The sequence below is a fragment of the Paenibacillus sp. FW507-14B1B genome (assembly GCF_058781425.1).
Map to the genome: position 1 here is coordinate 1,187,996 of NZ_JBYSWS010000001.1, position 15,602 is coordinate 1,203,597.

At 43.2% G+C, this 15,602-nt stretch carries 12 protein-coding genes; 5 read left to right on the top strand and 7 right to left on the bottom strand.

Annotated elements, in window-relative coordinates; translation table 11 throughout:
• Positions 1 to 24: 24 nt before the first annotated feature.
• Positions 25 to 2,295 carry a hypothetical protein gene (locus AC3WJJ_RS05700; RefSeq protein ID WP_492538736.1) on the bottom strand — a complete coding sequence of 757 codons (2,271 nt, stop codon included), beginning with the start codon at positions 2,293 to 2,295 and terminating at the stop codon, positions 25 to 27.
• Positions 2,296 to 3,029: 734 nt separating this feature from the next.
• The gene (locus tag AC3WJJ_RS05705) at positions 3,030 to 3,914 is read right to left on the bottom strand and encodes an AraC family transcriptional regulator (protein ID WP_492538738.1); all 885 of its coding nucleotides are present in this window, start codon (positions 3,912 to 3,914) and stop codon (positions 3,030 to 3,032) included.
• Positions 3,915 to 4,032: 118 nt separating this feature from the next.
• Between AC3WJJ_RS05705 and AC3WJJ_RS05710 the strand changes: the two genes are divergently transcribed.
• Positions 4,033 to 5,568 (top strand): sulfatase family protein, encoded by a 1,536-nt coding sequence (locus AC3WJJ_RS05710; protein WP_492538740.1) that lies wholly within the window; start codon positions 4,033 to 4,035, stop codon positions 5,566 to 5,568.
• 499 nt (positions 5,569 to 6,067) lie between these two features.
• Here the strand turns inward: AC3WJJ_RS05710 and AC3WJJ_RS05715 are convergent, their stop codons facing one another.
• On the bottom strand, positions 6,068 to 7,831 hold the full coding sequence (locus AC3WJJ_RS05715; protein ID WP_492538742.1) for a glycoside hydrolase family 35 protein: 1,764 nt from the start codon (positions 7,829 to 7,831) through the stop codon (positions 6,068 to 6,070).
• A 224-nt stretch (positions 7,832 to 8,055) separates the two neighbouring features.
• Here AC3WJJ_RS05715 and AC3WJJ_RS05720 point away from each other — a divergent pair, with 224 nt between their 5' ends.
• Entirely contained in the window at positions 8,056 to 8,928 is an 873-nt protein-coding gene (locus AC3WJJ_RS05720; RefSeq protein WP_492538744.1) for a helix-turn-helix transcriptional regulator, read from the top strand.
• Positions 8,929 to 9,000: 72 nt separating this feature from the next.
• On the opposite strand, the gene AC3WJJ_RS05725 is transcribed toward AC3WJJ_RS05720, so the two are convergent.
• The 3 genes from AC3WJJ_RS05725 to AC3WJJ_RS05735 form a co-directional block, all read right to left on the bottom strand.
• Entirely contained in the window at positions 9,001 to 9,861 is an 861-nt protein-coding gene (locus AC3WJJ_RS05725) for a helix-turn-helix domain-containing protein (RefSeq protein WP_492538746.1), read from the bottom strand.
• A 26-nt stretch (positions 9,862 to 9,887) separates the two neighbouring features.
• Positions 9,888 to 10,628, bottom strand: a complete 741-nt coding sequence (locus AC3WJJ_RS05730) for a phytanoyl-CoA dioxygenase family protein (protein ID WP_492538748.1) — start codon at positions 10,626 to 10,628, stop codon at positions 9,888 to 9,890.
• A gap of 237 nt (positions 10,629 to 10,865) precedes the next feature.
• Positions 10,866 to 11,384: an HPP family protein gene (locus AC3WJJ_RS05735; protein WP_492538750.1), complete on the bottom strand. Its 519-nt coding sequence runs from the start codon at positions 11,382 to 11,384 to the stop codon at positions 10,866 to 10,868.
• Between the two features lie 156 nt (positions 11,385 to 11,540).
• On the opposite strand from AC3WJJ_RS05735, the gene AC3WJJ_RS05740 reads away from it, so the two are divergent.
• Entirely contained in the window at positions 11,541 to 12,503 is a 963-nt protein-coding gene (locus AC3WJJ_RS05740) for a GntR family transcriptional regulator (RefSeq protein WP_492539602.1), read from the top strand.
• A gap of 134 nt (positions 12,504 to 12,637) precedes the next feature.
• Here AC3WJJ_RS05740 and AC3WJJ_RS05745 read toward each other — a convergent pair whose 3' ends face one another.
• Positions 12,638 to 13,474, bottom strand: a complete 837-nt coding sequence (locus tag AC3WJJ_RS05745; protein ID WP_492538752.1) for an AraC family transcriptional regulator — start codon at positions 13,472 to 13,474, stop codon at positions 12,638 to 12,640.
• Between the two features lie 126 nt (positions 13,475 to 13,600).
• Between AC3WJJ_RS05745 and AC3WJJ_RS05750 the strand changes: the two genes are divergently transcribed.
• The gene (locus AC3WJJ_RS05750; protein WP_492538754.1) at positions 13,601 to 14,596 is read left to right on the top strand and encodes a Gfo/Idh/MocA family protein; all 996 of its coding nucleotides are present in this window, start codon (positions 13,601 to 13,603) and stop codon (positions 14,594 to 14,596) included.
• A 22-nt stretch (positions 14,597 to 14,618) separates the two neighbouring features.
• The gene (locus tag AC3WJJ_RS05755) at positions 14,619 to 15,557 is read left to right on the top strand and encodes an aldo/keto reductase (RefSeq protein WP_492538756.1); all 939 of its coding nucleotides are present in this window, start codon (positions 14,619 to 14,621) and stop codon (positions 15,555 to 15,557) included.
• The last annotated feature ends 45 nt before the right edge of the window (positions 15,558 to 15,602 follow it).

Consider the following 15,602-nt stretch of genomic DNA (forward strand, 5'->3'; position numbering starts at 1 on the left):
GATGGTTCCTCCTTCTCATCTCTATTATTCTTTGCGTATATCAGGTATTTTGTTGAAAAATTCCTGCATCGCATAATAACTTTGCTTCAAGCGTTCACTATACTTGACTGCTTCCCATGGCTCCCATGTATAGGTAGCGGCGTTATCCAAACTGAGTACTTCACCTGATTGACCCTCTGTTAATTGCTTCGTAGAGGTGCTACTTTCAGATTGCTCCGTTTTGGCCCGCTCCGTAATCCACGGCAACAGATTTATCGCTTCAATCTTTGTTGTCTTAAATGTTCTACGATCCTCGATTGGGCTGTAATCAATGACTTGCAGCGAGCTTGGATCTGAGAATCCCAGAAGCATCCACGGAATTCGCATCTCTACAGTGTCACCCTGATACTGCCATGACGAAAGTGAACTGAAATCCTGTGCTTCCGGATCACTTGACCCTCGCTTCAGCAGTCCGACTTTCTCATCGACAAACGGATGAGCAAAGCGGGTATCCGGTGGATTCATTAATAAGCTGATTCCCAGCTTCCATTCGTTGAACTGGATTCGCTTATTTGAACGATCAGAACCAGCGCCCTCTTCCTCCTCTGGAAGCATCCAATATCCGTCTTTTCCATAAAGACGCTGATGAAAATCGTAAGATGGAGCTATTTTAACCTGAGACTCACGATCTTGGCCTAATTCGATTAATGCCTCTAGTCCGCCACCGGTTATGGTTCGACCTGCCAACTCTTCCTCGGGCAATTCACCGCCATCAATCGTATCTGCACCGATATACAGTTTAGAGCGCTTCGGGTCAAACGCTTGATCAAGCTTCATCCCAATGTAGAGGTATGCCTCATCGTGAGTTATCCGCATTTCTTTCACACCCTCGGTCTTGCCTTCCCAATGCGTAACTTCTTCTTTAGGCAGTTCATCCCAGTCTTCCAGATTACCGTCGATAGTAATCTGCTCTTCTTTGCCAGGCTGCATGGCTAGAACACCAAACATTTTTTCATTCGTCAGCACATTCAGCCAGAACGACCGACGATCCGCTGGAAGTTCAAAGGGCATCGTATTCCATGTCTTCTTGAACCATTCATCTTGCCACATGAATAGAATCGCGCCTGAGTAGCCTTCATCATAGATGTCCTTCGTCAAGGATACGTTGATCTCACCTTGTTCCTGTTCATCATGCCCACCTTGATCACGACCTCCAGGGCCATGATGGGAGACACCCATAGAGGAAGGAACTCCGTACTCCGTCACCATAATAGGCATATCTTTATATTCCGCTTTGAGTTTTCGTAGATACGCTTTATAGGTGTTGAAGCCTCCCTGCCCGTCAGAAATCGTCTGTAAGCTTTTATCCGTCCGGAAGAAATCAGGATAATACGGATAAACATGATAGGAAGCAAAGTACCCTGCATCCCAATTCACGGGTTCTATGTGTCTGGCATCTACAGAAACCATATCCTCTTCAAACAATGGCTCTCCCGGATGCTCAAGTACATCGGTTGTAACCCAGTTCGTAAAGGTTATCGGATGCTGCCAGCCATATTTTTGCTCCTCCGTAGCTGTGTAATCGAGAAGCCCAGCGAGCCAATTCTCAAAAGGGCTTGCTTCTGGTGCCGCGGAGAAATAAGCACCTTTGTGAAGAGAAACACCCTTATGCTTGTTATTCGTATTTTTAACCATGGCCGGGTCCCATTCGGTACCAACGTGCCACGCCATTAAATACTTCCCTGCGTTTGTCTTATATTTGCCGCTTGATGCCCCGTGCTTCGCTTCTACCGTGACATCACCGTACACTGCAGCTACCGCTTTTCGGATCTCATCCTTAAACATCTGATGAATATTGTCCGCATAAGCGTCTTGTTGTTCGATGAGCTGCTCCTCTGGTGACCATATGCCTTGCATAAAGTAAAGCGGGTCTTCACCTTTATTCCGGTTATATTTCACAAGTGCTGAATAGAAAACCGGATTGTGTACGGTATACAGCCGTATAACGTTTGCTCCCATATCATCAATCTGTTTAAACCAGCGGAGATAATCCTCTTCCGTCGCGGGAAGCTCTCCGGGGAAATGCCCTGGAACCGTAGCTCCCAGATTGACGCCTTTCACAAAAATATCGTTCCACTGCTCATCCTCACCGTATAGAAGAAAGCTTGTACCCTCTGTTTTGAATTTCATCTTCTTCCCATCAGCATCCGCGAACGTCGTTAATGAGGATTGAAGATATCCAAAAATGGCGGCACCACCACAGAGCAGTACGACGGTTAGCATACCTAGCAGCATCCATCGTTTTCTTTTGCTCATTGTCTTTCTCAACTCACCTTCTTCATTTTCTTCAAAATTCTTCGGTCTGTTGTGCTGCGCTTGTCGGCAACAGCTATACAGGCAATTCTACGTCTGACAACGTCCTCAGCGCTATGCACCTGATTTACCAACTTTGCTAATCACCATCGTAGGCAAAAAGAAGCAACAGGATTCTCTCCTGCCCTAATCAGCCCGAACACCTATTTGTCAGCAATTCAAAAGAAATCCTCTGAGCCATGTTCTCATTTTCATTGCATCGATTAACAACCTCTGTTCCCGCATCAGCTATAGGTAGAACAGGGAACATTGGGATGTAAATCGCGTTAAAAAGAGATACAGTTTTCAGAAAATTTTCTTGAATCGATTAGTTAAACGCCGAAAAACTGTTAAAGTTCCGGTCTTTTTTACATCATTATCCATAGATATTACAGAATTGATACCAAAGTACGACATGCAAAACGCCATAAACCGCGTCATTAAAGGATTGTAAATAATTAGGATGTCACTAAAAATAAGAAGAGAGTCCCGCACCGGGACTCTCTTCATTCTTCCATAATTCAACATTCCGTATCATGGTTAAATACACCTACTTATGAGTTTCTTCTATAATAAAGACCAGTAATCTTATCCTGATATATACAGTCTTTTAGAATCAAAACCGGTGAAAAATGCGTCAATTCTCCATATATTGGGTATTAAAGATGTTATTTTACCCGCTCTAACTGGATCATCACTTATTCTTTAGGAGCTCGAATCGTATGTAGTGACTTTGAATGACTGCGGTATTCGGTTGGAGATAGGGAAAATTTGTTCTTAAAGGCTCTTGTAAAGGAATAGAGCGTCGGGTATCCCAAAGTATAGGCTATTTCCGTGATCGAGCAATCTGTATCCACGAGCATGCGCATCGCTCGATCCATCCGAACTTTAGTAATATACATCATCGGTGTCATCCCCGTCTGATTCGAGAACATTGTGGAAAAATACGTACGACTAACCCCTGCCCATTCTGCTACCTGCTGTACCGAGATCCCTTCGGCTGCATGCATTTCAATATATTCGATGCTCCGCTTCAACCAATTGTCAGGCTCTGTATTCGACTCTTCCCAACTTCCATCCAGAAGCTGTGAGAATAGCTGATATAACAGACTTTGATTTTCTAAGCGTAAGGCAGATGTTATGGGTTTATCTTGCTTCATCCGATCGATAATAGAATTAATCGTATTCTGTAAGGACTGAGTCCATCGATTCTGTACGTAAGGCAAGGACGGTGTGAAGCCTGATCTTTTCAGCATTTGTTCCATTCCCGGCCCATCCATGTTCAGCCAGCACATCTCCAGATTATCCGTATCTTCAGATTCACGGTAAACATAGGTTTGCATGGGGAATAGACAAAAGATATCTCCTTGTTCCAGTACAACCTGCTCCCGGCCATATTCCAGTATCACCCTCCCCTTGCTAACAAAATGCATACTATAGCTGCTAATACGCTTCGGCCCCGCATAATATCCTGGCTTTGCCGTCATTATACCTGCTCTTAGCAGCCAGAAAACCCCTTCCTTATCTAAAGATTCTGGTAAATAGTAAAGGTACTCTGCAATTTCGTGACCATAATCCTGCATACAATCCACCCTTGTTTTTCAAGTTTCCACCTGACAAAATGATAAATTCACCTTACAAGATGCCATTCTTCTATACCTTATCAATCGCTAGAATAAGTGATGGAGGTGATCATTTATTATGAAGAAACTGAACATTTTACTTATTACAAGTGATCAACAGCATTGGAATACGATTGGCATGTTCAACGATGAGATCAGTACACCTAATCTAGACCGTCTAGCCAGAGAAGGAACGACTTTTGGTAGGGCTTATTGTCCCAATCCGACATGCACACCAACCCGTGCTTCCATTATAACTGGAATGTATCCAAGTCAACACGGTGCTTGGACACTTGGAACGAAGCTCCTTGAAGACCGTCATACCGTGGGTGAAGACTTTAAAGCAGCTGGTTACAAGACCGCTCTAATTGGGAAGGCTCATTTTCAGCAGCTTCGTTCGACAGATGAGTTTCCTTCTTTAGAGTCTTATCCGCTCATGCAGGATCTTGATTACTGGAAAGCTTTTAAAGAACCTTTTTATGGATTCGATCATGTTGAACTTGCAAGGAACCATACGAATGAGGCACATGTCGGCCAGCATTATGTATTATGGATGGAAGAGAAAGGATGCACGAACTGGCGAGATTACTTCCTAGCTCCAACGGGGACGATGGATCCGAACATATCTTACAAATGGCCCATTCCTGAAGAATATCATTACAATACATGGATCGCTGAACGCACCAATGCTCTACTAGAACAATATCAAGAAGAAGATGAGAGCTTCTTCCTATGGTCTAGTTTTTTTGATCCTCACCCTGAATACTTAGTTCCTGAACCATGGGATACAATGTACGATGAAGCGGATTTAACGGTTCCTGACATTGTTCCTGGAGAGCATGAGAAGAACCCTCCACATTTCGGAATGACACAAGAAGAGAAACCGGACTTTTCTCATCTAAGCGAAAGTGGTAAGGGAATTCACGGTTATCACTCACATCTATACTATGGCTATGGCAAGAATGTAAAGCTGGATGACTCCCTTAAGAAAAAACAAATGTCTACGTATTACGGTATGATCAGCATGATGGATAAATATATCGGACAGATCCTCGATAAGTTGGATGAACTCGGACTTACCGATAACACGGTTATTGTATTCACCACGGATCATGGGCATTTCTTCGGTCAGCATGGACTGCAGGCGAAGGGCGGATTCCATTACGAAGATCTCATCAAATTACCTTTCATCGTCAGATATCCAGGACATGTCCCGGCGGGAAAAACATCCGAGGCCATTCAATCTTTAGTGGACCTAGCGCCTACATTCTTATCCTTGTGTGATATCCCTATCCCCTACGCTATGACAGGTGTTGATCAGAGTAAGGTGTGGACCGGATCTGTAGCGTCTGTAAGAGACCATGCTATCTGCGAGTTCCGACATGAACCTACCACGATCCATCAGAAGACTTATGTGAATGAACGATATAAAATTACGGTGTACTATAATCAAACATATGGCGAAATCTTTGATTTGCAGGAAGACCCGCAAGAGCTAAATAATTTATGGGATGACCCTGCATTTGCATCCTTAAAGTCTGAACTCATGCTGAAATACATATCCGCAGAGCTTGGCAAAGAGTCTATGCCGATGCCGAGAGTCTGGGGAGCATGAAATAAAAAAGTCTCTAGAAAATCACCTATGTTAGTTGGTGAAATTTGATAGTCCAGGCATCACTACGAATGCGGATCATTCTTCCAATCACTGTTGGCCCCGAATTTCTTCTGAATATCAGTTAGCTGACTCCTTTACTTAAGGAGTCAGCTTGTTTAATTTTCGTTATGCTCTCTCTTCATTATAAAGTTCCTTGATCGCCGATAAGTAAATCGTCTCCTCAATACTTAGCATCTGTTACGCATTTCTAATTCGTATATTCGGTGTCTAACTCTAGTTTTAACTCCAGATCCTGACGCTTATTTTGTATTTCTATTTAATCTAACGATCCTTAGATAGCTCCGCCCTTTTATTTAACATGAAATTGAATTTCTTAAACTTCTGATCTTTTCGTTGAAATAAAAAACACACTCCCTAGAATTATCAGTTAAACCCGGAGGTTCTTCCAACTACTATTCTAAGAAGTGTATTTCTATTACGGCATAAGTTACATATGCCTTTATCCTAAATCCGGTGCATCAACCAGCTCAATTTGAGGTTTCTCAGCATGATGCAGCTCTAGAATAACGATCTCATTAAGACCTTCTTTGAGCAATGGAGCAGGTAGATATAACGTCTTCTGAGGACCTTGCTCCCAATAACGGCCAAGATTATAGCCATTAATCCACAGTACACCTTTACCCCATCCATCTAGACGAACAAATGTATCAGCAGTCTCATCGACATTGAATTCACCTTTATAGAAGTTCGGGCGATCTGTTCTGCTAGACTCAAGGTCTGCAATATCACTAAACGTAACTGCGGAGGTATCATTTAATGGTAATGGATAGATCGTCCAATCAAACAAGAACTGATTGTTCAAACGAACGCCTTCGGTAATTCCTTTATGATCCCACAACTTCGGACCATAGTTAACACGTCCCATATTTTCGACCACGATGTCCAGGCGGGCACCTTCAGCAGGAATTTGTAACGGTAAACTTTGCGGATTCCAGCGTTCAATTGTACCTTGGTATACTCCATCCAGATATACCTGAGCACGGTCACGAACCTCTTGAATGTACAAGCTTTCCCCTGAACGCGGTCCAGACACCTGAGTTGAATAGACGATAAATCCATAACTTTGACCCAACTCTTCCATCGAAACAGGGGTTACACGCTTCACAGGGTCAGAGACTTGATTCAATTGTTCAAGCAAATCAGCCTGTTGGGTCATGGAAACAATACCATACGCCTTCTTCGGCAACGGTGCTGGCAACTCAGGTAACTCTGAAACATCTACCCCTTTAAACTTGGCGACAACACTGCGAACAGCTTCAAACTTAGCAGTAACATCTCCGCACTCGGATAGCGGGGAGTCATAGTCATAACTCGTAATTGTTGCTTCATACTTGTCACCATAATTCGCACCATTATAAAAGCCGAAATTCGTTCCACCGTGGAACATATAGAAGTTCACGGATGCGCCTGCTTGCAGCATATCGTCAAACACTTTCGCAACATCTTCTGCGCTACGCGTATGATGCGGCTTGAGCCAGTGGTCAAACCATCCATTCCAGAACTCCATGCAGACAAGCGGATCCTCAGAACGGTATTCTCTTAACTTCTCAAATGCCTCGATAGGTCTAGATCCAAAATTCACAGTTGCAAGTACGTCAGGAACCGTTCCACCTTGAAGCATACCATCACCAGGACCATCAGAAGTGAAGAGCAAAACATCAATACCACGCTTAATAAGAGCCTCTTTCGAGTAATTAATATAGTCATGATCATCGCCATAACTACCGTATTCATTCTCAATTTGAACCGCAATGACCGGTCCACCATTGGAGCTAAGCAGAGGAACCAGGCGCGGAATGAGCTCATCGTAATATCTATCAACCTTTTTCAGAAATTGCTCATCCATGCAGCGAACTTTCATATCCGAATAACGGAGCAGCCAAGATGGCAGTCCACCAAACTCCCATTCTGCACAAATATATGGACTCGGTCGCAAAATGACATGTAGACCAACCTTTTCAGCGGTCCGAACGAATTTCTCTACATCTGCAATACCCTCAAAACAAAACTGTCCTTCCTCAGGCTCATGTAGATTCCAAGCTAAATAGGTTTCAACCGTGTTGAATCCACAAGCTTTCAGTTTTAAGAGACGGTCTTCCCAGTATTCAGGAACTACACGGAAATAATGAATCGCACCCGAGATAATCTGTAACGGTTTATCTTCCCATTGAAATTGTTTATTCGCCACTGTTAGTTGTGCCAAGTTTATCCCTCCAAAAAGTATAATTAACAAAAACCTCATTATTTTTCTTTACGTTGAAAACGCTCACTTTTATCATCCATGAAATGAAGCAAACCCTCAATCTCCAAATGGGGCATGTTCTATACCATTTGTGCCAAATAAACATTTACTAGTCATTCACAGATGTTATGATAGTTGTATCAAGAAATAAGATTAGAACGTCATGACCTAAAAAGGAGCTTCCAATGGGATATTTATTTGAATTCCCCTATTTAATAAACACGTTACAAGTCTCAGGCTGCCATTTCGGTGTTCATCCACCAGGATGGTATTACCCAAGACATCACCATCACCTATTTGAGCTTCTCTTCTGTCTTGAAGGCGAAGTCGTTCAAGAGATAAATCGGGATACTATTACGTTACATACGGGAGATTGGCTTCTTATTAAATCAGGCGTCCGACATCAATTGATCAATGAATCAGATTTGCCTTACGGGTATTTCAACGTTCACTTCGATCTCGACGTTCCAGAGATTCGTAGTATGCTGGCTAGTGCACCTTATCGGCATATCCCTCACGATATAGCCAAGCGCACCAAGCTTAGCTCTCACATTCAAGAGTTAGAGGTTATCGTACAGCGTAATCATGCAGAGGACGGAGAAGAGTCAGCTCCGGAGTTCCGCTTCGAAGATAAGTTGCTACTTCAATCTTATACCTTGCTAATCATCCATGATTTACTTACTTTACTGCGAGAACTACCAGCACCACCGATTGCCCCCACTAGAGATGGTCCTTTACCAGCCACAGATGTAGCTCATGCCATTGAAGAGAAATTGTCTCAAGGCCTAAATGATGAAATGTCCGTAGCTGGTGTAGCCAAAGAACTGAATCTCAGCCGAAGCCAGTGCAGTAAACTTTTCTCTAAAGTATATGGTCTATCTCCAAGACAATATATAAGCCGTCAGAAACTCAATTCTGCTAAAGAGCTTCTTGTCACAACAAATCTGTCTGTCTCCGATATTGCAGAGAAACTGGGGTTTCGATCAGCGAGCCATTTCTCTAGACAATTTCGCCGCTGGACCGGTCAATCCCCAACGGAGTATAAGCCAAAGCAATAAATGAAAGATGTAAATCTCCGTGTATCAAAAAAAAGACCTGACACATGATTTGTGTCAGGTCTTACAGCAAGGTTAACCTTTTCTTACGTCCCTTGGACATAGATCAAAGCTTTTCTTAAAAGCTCTTTCAAAATGAGCCATCGTATTAAATCCAGAAGCATAACATATCTCCGTCACCGGCAACTTTGTCGTCTGTAGCAACGCTTTCGCAAACAATAATCTTTGGTTCAAAACATAACTTTGGAATGTAAATCCCGCATATTTTCGGAAACACTCACTGAAATAATTAGCCGACAGTCCGCACACTTCAGCCGTTTCTCTTAACGTTAGAGGCTCTCTGAAATGATGGTGAATATAGAGAAGTGCTTTTCGTATCAGTGGATTCATCTGGTTCATATTATCTTGCTCCATAGGGTTCTTTGTGATTGATGCGGATAAAGCAGGACATTTTCGGGCTAGATCAATTAATATCCGCTCCAAGCCACCCTGCCTGATAAGCTCCCCACCCTTCTGAGGATTCTCAGACTCCTCCCATAGCCGAATATATTCTTGCTCAATCAAGTCCGCTTCCTCGGTATTAAACGTATGAACATACTGTGTCCGCCCTTCGAACAATAGATCAATCACTTGTTCCCGAATAAATTGTTCCAAAAAAATCACATCATAAAGCTGTATCGACTGGCCTCGTGCGGGAATAATGGCATGAAAATCAGCGGGGGTTAACAGAAAGCAACTCCCACGTCGAATAGGTTGAGTTATGCCGTTCATCACATGGTTACCCTCGCCTGATATGACGAAAGCTAATTCGAAAAACTCATGCCAATGCGTAGGAATCGGATGATCAATCTCATGTTGAAAAATCCGAAAAGGAGACAGCATGTTCAGAAAATGCTCATTCCTCAATCTCTCTGGTGTATGGGTGTTGTCTAACATCTCCCCGTCTCCTTCCGTGCATTATATTAAGTGTTCACAAATGAATTCCCAGCAATATCCTTCCCCCGTGCCAACCAGACCTTAAAATTCTCATTACGTTCCGGTAGCACTTTCGCCTCCGTAGAGAAATATCTCATCGTGTAACCACATCGTCTATGAGGACTTTTGTTGGCTGGAGCACCATGAATAATTCTAGAATCATGCAGGGAGCACTCTCCTGGCTCCAGCTCAAAATATACAGCTTTTGAATCATCGATGGAACTGGACTTGATTTCTGTCGAGAAAATGTTCTCGTTACTGTCTACCTCTTCGTACTCAGAAAATCCATTCTTATGTGTACCTGGTATTACCCTCATACACACATTCTCCTTATTACTTGGGTCGATCGCAAGCCATACGGTTACAATCTTATCGAAACGGTCGAGTCTACCTTCCCAATAAGCCGAATCCTCATGCCATGGCGTCTGTTTGCCATTCAGCGGCTCCTTCGCAATAAAATGGCTGGACCAAAGACCGATATTCGGTCCAATGATAGGCTCGACCAGATCAAGGACCTCATCACTTAACAGAAACTTCAACAGCCGCTCATCTCGAAAATGTGGAGTATCAAGTTCACTATTCAGCTTCCGTCCGATAAGTTCCCATTGTTCTTCAAATATACTCGTTAGCTCTGCTTGTTTCTCTGCACCGAACAACGGCTGCTTATAGAGAAGATACCCATTCTTCTGATAAAACTGCACTTCATTTTCACTTAATTTCCCGTTCATGCGCTTAGCCTCCTATAAAAGGTAGTTCGATGTAACAATAAATACATCTTACTTCCCATTTCATGTGATTTCTTCGCTTGCTAACGGCAATAGTAAACTTATTTTCGGATTTTATTAGAATTAAAATAAGACAGGTCCCAAAAGCCATACATTGGCCAATTGGAACCTGCCTTTTTTAAGTTGGATCAACACTATAGCAATTGTGCTGTCATGAGCCTTTGCTCTCATTCCTGATATCTACCACCAGAAGGTAGGATATTTTCGATCCTTAACCACATTATTCACAACGAGTGCGATGAGAACAATAACCAAAGCACCCGCAAGCACAGGTGTCAGAAGAAAAGACCAGCTGCTTCCTGACATGATGATGACTAATGGGTCTGCACCAGCAGGAGGATGAGTCGTCCGGGTCAGCTGCATAAGACTAATCGAAGCGCCAACAGCGACAGCCATAGCGATAATGCCATCGCCTAACCAATGTAGAACCGAAAGTCCGATCAAGCTAGACACGAGATGTCCACCGATGATATTTCTTGGTTGTGATAGCGGCGCATCCCATACACCAAATGCAAGGACACAACTCGCACCAAAAGGCGCCATAATCCAGATACTATGACCATTCAAGGAAAATAAGGCAAGTAGTCCAATGGACATCGCACCTCCCACAAAACCGATGATCATATTTCTCGGATGAACTGTTAACGGACTATTGCTCTTCAAGACACTTCGTAAGCTAACCAACACGCTATTCTTCATCTAACTCCTCCATAATATACAATTAACTAGTTATTTGGTTGTTTGTAATTTAAACGAACTTTACTTTGTCTGTCAACAGTTTTTCTTGCTTAGTCCTTCGTAATTCGTTACAGTTAAATAACTACCGGTCTATGAAAAGAGGTTGGAATGTTGGATATGAATGATGATTTTATCCTTAAAGTCGATCCGAATACGACCTTCAGTGTTAGTACCCAAGTCAAAGAACAGCTTAAATGGTTAATTGGAATTGGACATATTAAGCCAGGGGATCTACTTCCGGCTGCAGGAAATTTAGCAGAGCAGCTCAAGGTAAACCGTAACACCGTGAATATGGTCTATAACCAGTTAAAAGACGAAGGGATCGTATCCATGCTCGCGGGACGAGGAACAAAAGTCCTAGATAACCAATGTGTGGAGGACCTATCCCACCGTAGAAAACCAATGTATGAACTGATTCTGCGTACGATTGAAGATGCGGAGTCGAAGGGTATTTCGCTGGATGAATTTTTCACAGCATCACTTGCGTTCATTCTCATGAGAGATCACGTGAAACACGAACGAGCACACATCCTTTTTATAGAGTGCAAAGAGCATGATCACCCTTTCTACCTAGAAGCGATCAGGCGCTATACGGGTGCAGATGTTCATTCTATCTTTTTAGAGGATTTGAGAGGCTCCGTAAAGGATCAAATGAAGGCGCTTAAATCGTTTACGCATATCATCACGACTCTAAATCATGATACCGAAGTGAAAGACCTACTCAAAAAGCTGGACAAAAAAATACACATCATCGGGGCTTCCGTTGACATGTCAGCACTTCTCGATATTTCTAAACTTAAATCCGGCTGTAACGTTACATTTGTATGTTTGGGCAGAGCCGGCGCACAGTGGATGGTAAACCGGGTTCAAGAAGCTGGTCTAACCAACATCCATTCTTATATTTCTAGTATCAACGATACTGAACATTTACTTCAACAGCTCGAGCGATCGGACACCATCTATGCTTCCGCAGCTGCCTATGAGGAAGTAAAAGCAATGTCACCAGAAAAAGTAAAGCTCTATCCAATGGTGTTAGAACGAGGTAGCCAGCATATACTACAAAATCTATCTTCCTACTAATCTTTTAGATTAACATTTCGGACTCAGGATCATGATCATGTGTGAATCCTGAGGAATAAGAGCACCTGTAAGCGGCGATAATCCGCTCGATATACAGGTGCTTATTGCTGTTTCTATCATTTTCATTTCAAGTATTACACTTCATATAATCGTCTGTACTCGGATGGTGTCATCCCCTCATGCTCCATAAATCGCTTATTGAAGTAACTGACACTTGGGTATCCGGCATCTACTGCAATCTGGCCAATCGTTATATCCTTCCTCTCAAGTAACCACTGCTTGGCCATCTGAAGACGACAGCGTGTAATGAAATCCATCGGTGTCATCTCCATGACACTTCGAAATAATTTGCAAAAATAATACGAACTAACCCCAAGCCTCTCTGCCCATTCCTCTAAAATGAATGGCTCTGCCGCCTCCTGCTGCATCATAGGAAGCAGCTCCAGAATACGCTTGCCCGAGGTATTGTGTTTATTTCCGGTTAAAGGAGAAGCTTGTTCAACGAAAACCGCAAGTAGAGCATAGGTTAGCGTTGATAGATGCGGTAAATCCAGCATTCGATGCGTTTCAGCTTCTAGAAGCAGTGCCTCATGTGCTTGCTCAAATGTAGCTGGGTGACGTAAACTCCACAATTGACTTTTATGAAAGTCCCGCTCAATGAAATAATTTTGCAGACCACTTCCATAAAAGTGGATCCACCTCACATCCCAAGGGTCATCTTCACTGCTGTAATATCGCTGGGTCTGCATCGGTAAGTACAGTACCGCCTCCCCCGCCCCAAGCTCATATACTTTATTATCTACCTCTACATATCCTTTGCCAGAAGCTACATAGTGAATATTGAAGTTATTCAGTGCCCCAGCCTTTCGAAAAACACGATGATCAGGTTCATCTCTATAAATACCGACCGACTCCGGGAAACAAAAAAATGGCATTTGCGGTAGTGTTAGCAGATGAATTTGTCTTTTCATTCGAATCGCATCTCCATGACAATATTGTTATAAGTGACTGCAAAATAATATTATATTAATTTTAATTCCTGTCTAATATAATCGCAATATAATATTAATTCATCCGAAGGAGCTGAATTATCTCTTATGAGTCGCAAACTACAATGGGGTATCTTAGGCTGCGCCAATATCGCCAAGGGTGCCGTTATTCCCGGCCTTAAACAATCCGAATTAAATGAAGTAACAGCTATCGCGAGCCGCGATATTGATAAAGCTACAACTACAGCGGAAGAACTTCAAATCCCGAAAGCTTACGGTAGTTATGAAGAACTTCTGGAAGACTCTAGTATTGATGCTGTTTATATTCCTCTGCCGAATCATCTACATAAGGAATGGACGATCCGAGCCGCAGAAGCTGGAAAGCATATTCTGTGTGAGAAGCCACTGGCACTAACGGAAGCCGAAGCAGTTGACATGGTGGAAGCTGCAGCAAAGGCAGGTGTTCATCTAAGCGAAGCTTTCATGTACCGTTATCATCCGCGGTACGATATCATTAAAGATTTGCTTGATTCAGGAGCTATTGGTGAGATTCGTGCAATTCACAGTTCCTTTACTTTTAATAATTCAGGTAATTCTCAGAATGTACGTTTCCGAAAAGATTGGGGAGGCGGCTCCATCTACGATATCGGCTGTTATCCGATCAACGCTGCCCGAATCTTACTTGGTTCTGAACCTGAAGCTGTAACAGTCCAAGCCTTCTTCTCCCCAGAACATGATAACGTAGATATGATGGCCTCTGGCCTGATTGAATTTGACGGGAATGTAGGACTCACTTTTGATTGCGGTATGTGGGCTGCAGGGCGGAATCCACTGGAGATCATCGGTACTACAGGAATTATTGAAGTACCTCACGCTTATAGCTTCCCAGCTAATGGTGCCAGCATCTTTCTTACCCAGAATGGTGAACGTAAAGAGATGCCAGTTCCATCTGTAAATGCCTATAGTGAACAGGGAGATCATTTCGCTAAAGTCGTTCTGAATAACGCGCCGATTCGATACGGAGTCGATGATGCTATAAACAACATGAAGGTCATCGATGCATGTCTTCGCTCTGCCCATGAACGAATTAGAGTCACACTCTAAAGTTGAAAGGAGTTAGGAGAATATGAACACGATATCCATTAAAGGATTGAATAAACCTGTCTCTGTTTTAATGAAGGGTTCTGATTATTTTTATCATGACAACTATGAGAAAGCTGCTGCCAACCTAGATGCTTATTTTGCCAGTGGTGGTAACTCTATTGATTCCGCACATATTTACTGTGGTGGTCAGAGTGAAGAAGTCATCGGGCGCTATATGAAGGAAAGAGGGAACCGGGATGAGTGGGTCATTTTAACCAAAGGCGCTCATCATGATCAAAACGGCCCCCGTGTTACTGCCAAACACATTCGTGAAGATATTACAACAAGCTTTGAACGCCTGCAGACCGATTTCATCGATTTATATGCTCTTCATCGGGATGATCCGAATATACCAGTTGGTGAAATTGTAGAAGCCTTGAATGAATATGTGAAAGCTGGAACGGTTGGTGCGATTGGGGTATCTAATTGGACCTGGCAACGCATTCAAGCTGCGAACGAATATGCTGATGCGTATGGACTTGCCGGCTTCTCATTTAGCAGCCCAAATCTCAGTCTAGCTAAGCCCAATGAGCCCTTCTGGTCTGGCTGTGTGTCCGCAGATGAAGAAACATGTGCATGGCATGAAGCGCAGCAGCTTCCACTCCTGTCCTGGTCTTCACAAGCTAGAGGATTCTTCACCGGAAGATTCTCACCAGAAATCCGTGACAATGCGGATCTTGTCCGTGTATTCTACAATGACGATAATTGGGAGCGCCTAGAACGTGCTAAGCAGCTTGGTGCATCCAAAGGTGCCACTGCAATCCAGATTGCACTCGCTTATGTACTCAATCAACCATTTCCAACATGCGCACTAATCGGAGCTCAAAGTGAAGAAGAACTGCGCTCCTGTGAGGAAGGCGCACTGATCCATCTCACAACGGATGAAATGAACTGGCTTGATCTAAAAACAGATACGCTATAAGCAAATTGCATCGTTTGATAATACAGCAAAGACCCAGATCGGCCA

What these genes read in the sequence shown, in the direction of transcription:
- AC3WJJ_RS05700 (WP_492538736.1), bottom strand. Translation starts at nt 2,295, where the DNA reads ATGAGCAAAAGAAAACGATGGATGCTGCTAGGTATGCTAACCGTCGTA.
- AC3WJJ_RS05705 (WP_492538738.1), bottom strand. Translation starts at nt 3,914, where the DNA reads ATGCAGGATTATGGTCACGAAATTGCAGAGTACCTTTACTATTTACCA.
- AC3WJJ_RS05710 (WP_492538740.1), top strand. Translation starts at nt 4,033, where the DNA reads ATGAAGAAACTGAACATTTTACTTATTACAAGTGATCAACAGCATTGG.
- AC3WJJ_RS05720 (WP_492538744.1), top strand. Translation starts at nt 8,056, where the DNA reads ATGGGATATTTATTTGAATTCCCCTATTTAATAAACACGTTACAAGTC.
- AC3WJJ_RS05725 (WP_492538746.1), bottom strand. Translation starts at nt 9,861, where the DNA reads ATGTTAGACAACACCCATACACCAGAGAGATTGAGGAATGAGCATTTT.
- AC3WJJ_RS05730 (WP_492538748.1), bottom strand. Translation starts at nt 10,628, where the DNA reads ATGAACGGGAAATTAAGTGAAAATGAAGTGCAGTTTTATCAGAAGAAT.
- AC3WJJ_RS05735 (WP_492538750.1), bottom strand. Translation starts at nt 11,384, where the DNA reads ATGAAGAATAGCGTGTTGGTTAGCTTACGAAGTGTCTTGAAGAGCAAT.
- AC3WJJ_RS05740 (WP_492539602.1), top strand. Translation starts at nt 11,541, where the DNA reads ATGAATGATGATTTTATCCTTAAAGTCGATCCGAATACGACCTTCAGT.
- AC3WJJ_RS05745 (WP_492538752.1), bottom strand. Translation starts at nt 13,474, where the DNA reads ATGAAAAGACAAATTCATCTGCTAACACTACCGCAAATGCCATTTTTT.
- AC3WJJ_RS05750 (WP_492538754.1), top strand. Translation starts at nt 13,601, where the DNA reads ATGAGTCGCAAACTACAATGGGGTATCTTAGGCTGCGCCAATATCGCC.
- AC3WJJ_RS05755 (WP_492538756.1), top strand. Translation starts at nt 14,619, where the DNA reads ATGAACACGATATCCATTAAAGGATTGAATAAACCTGTCTCTGTTTTA.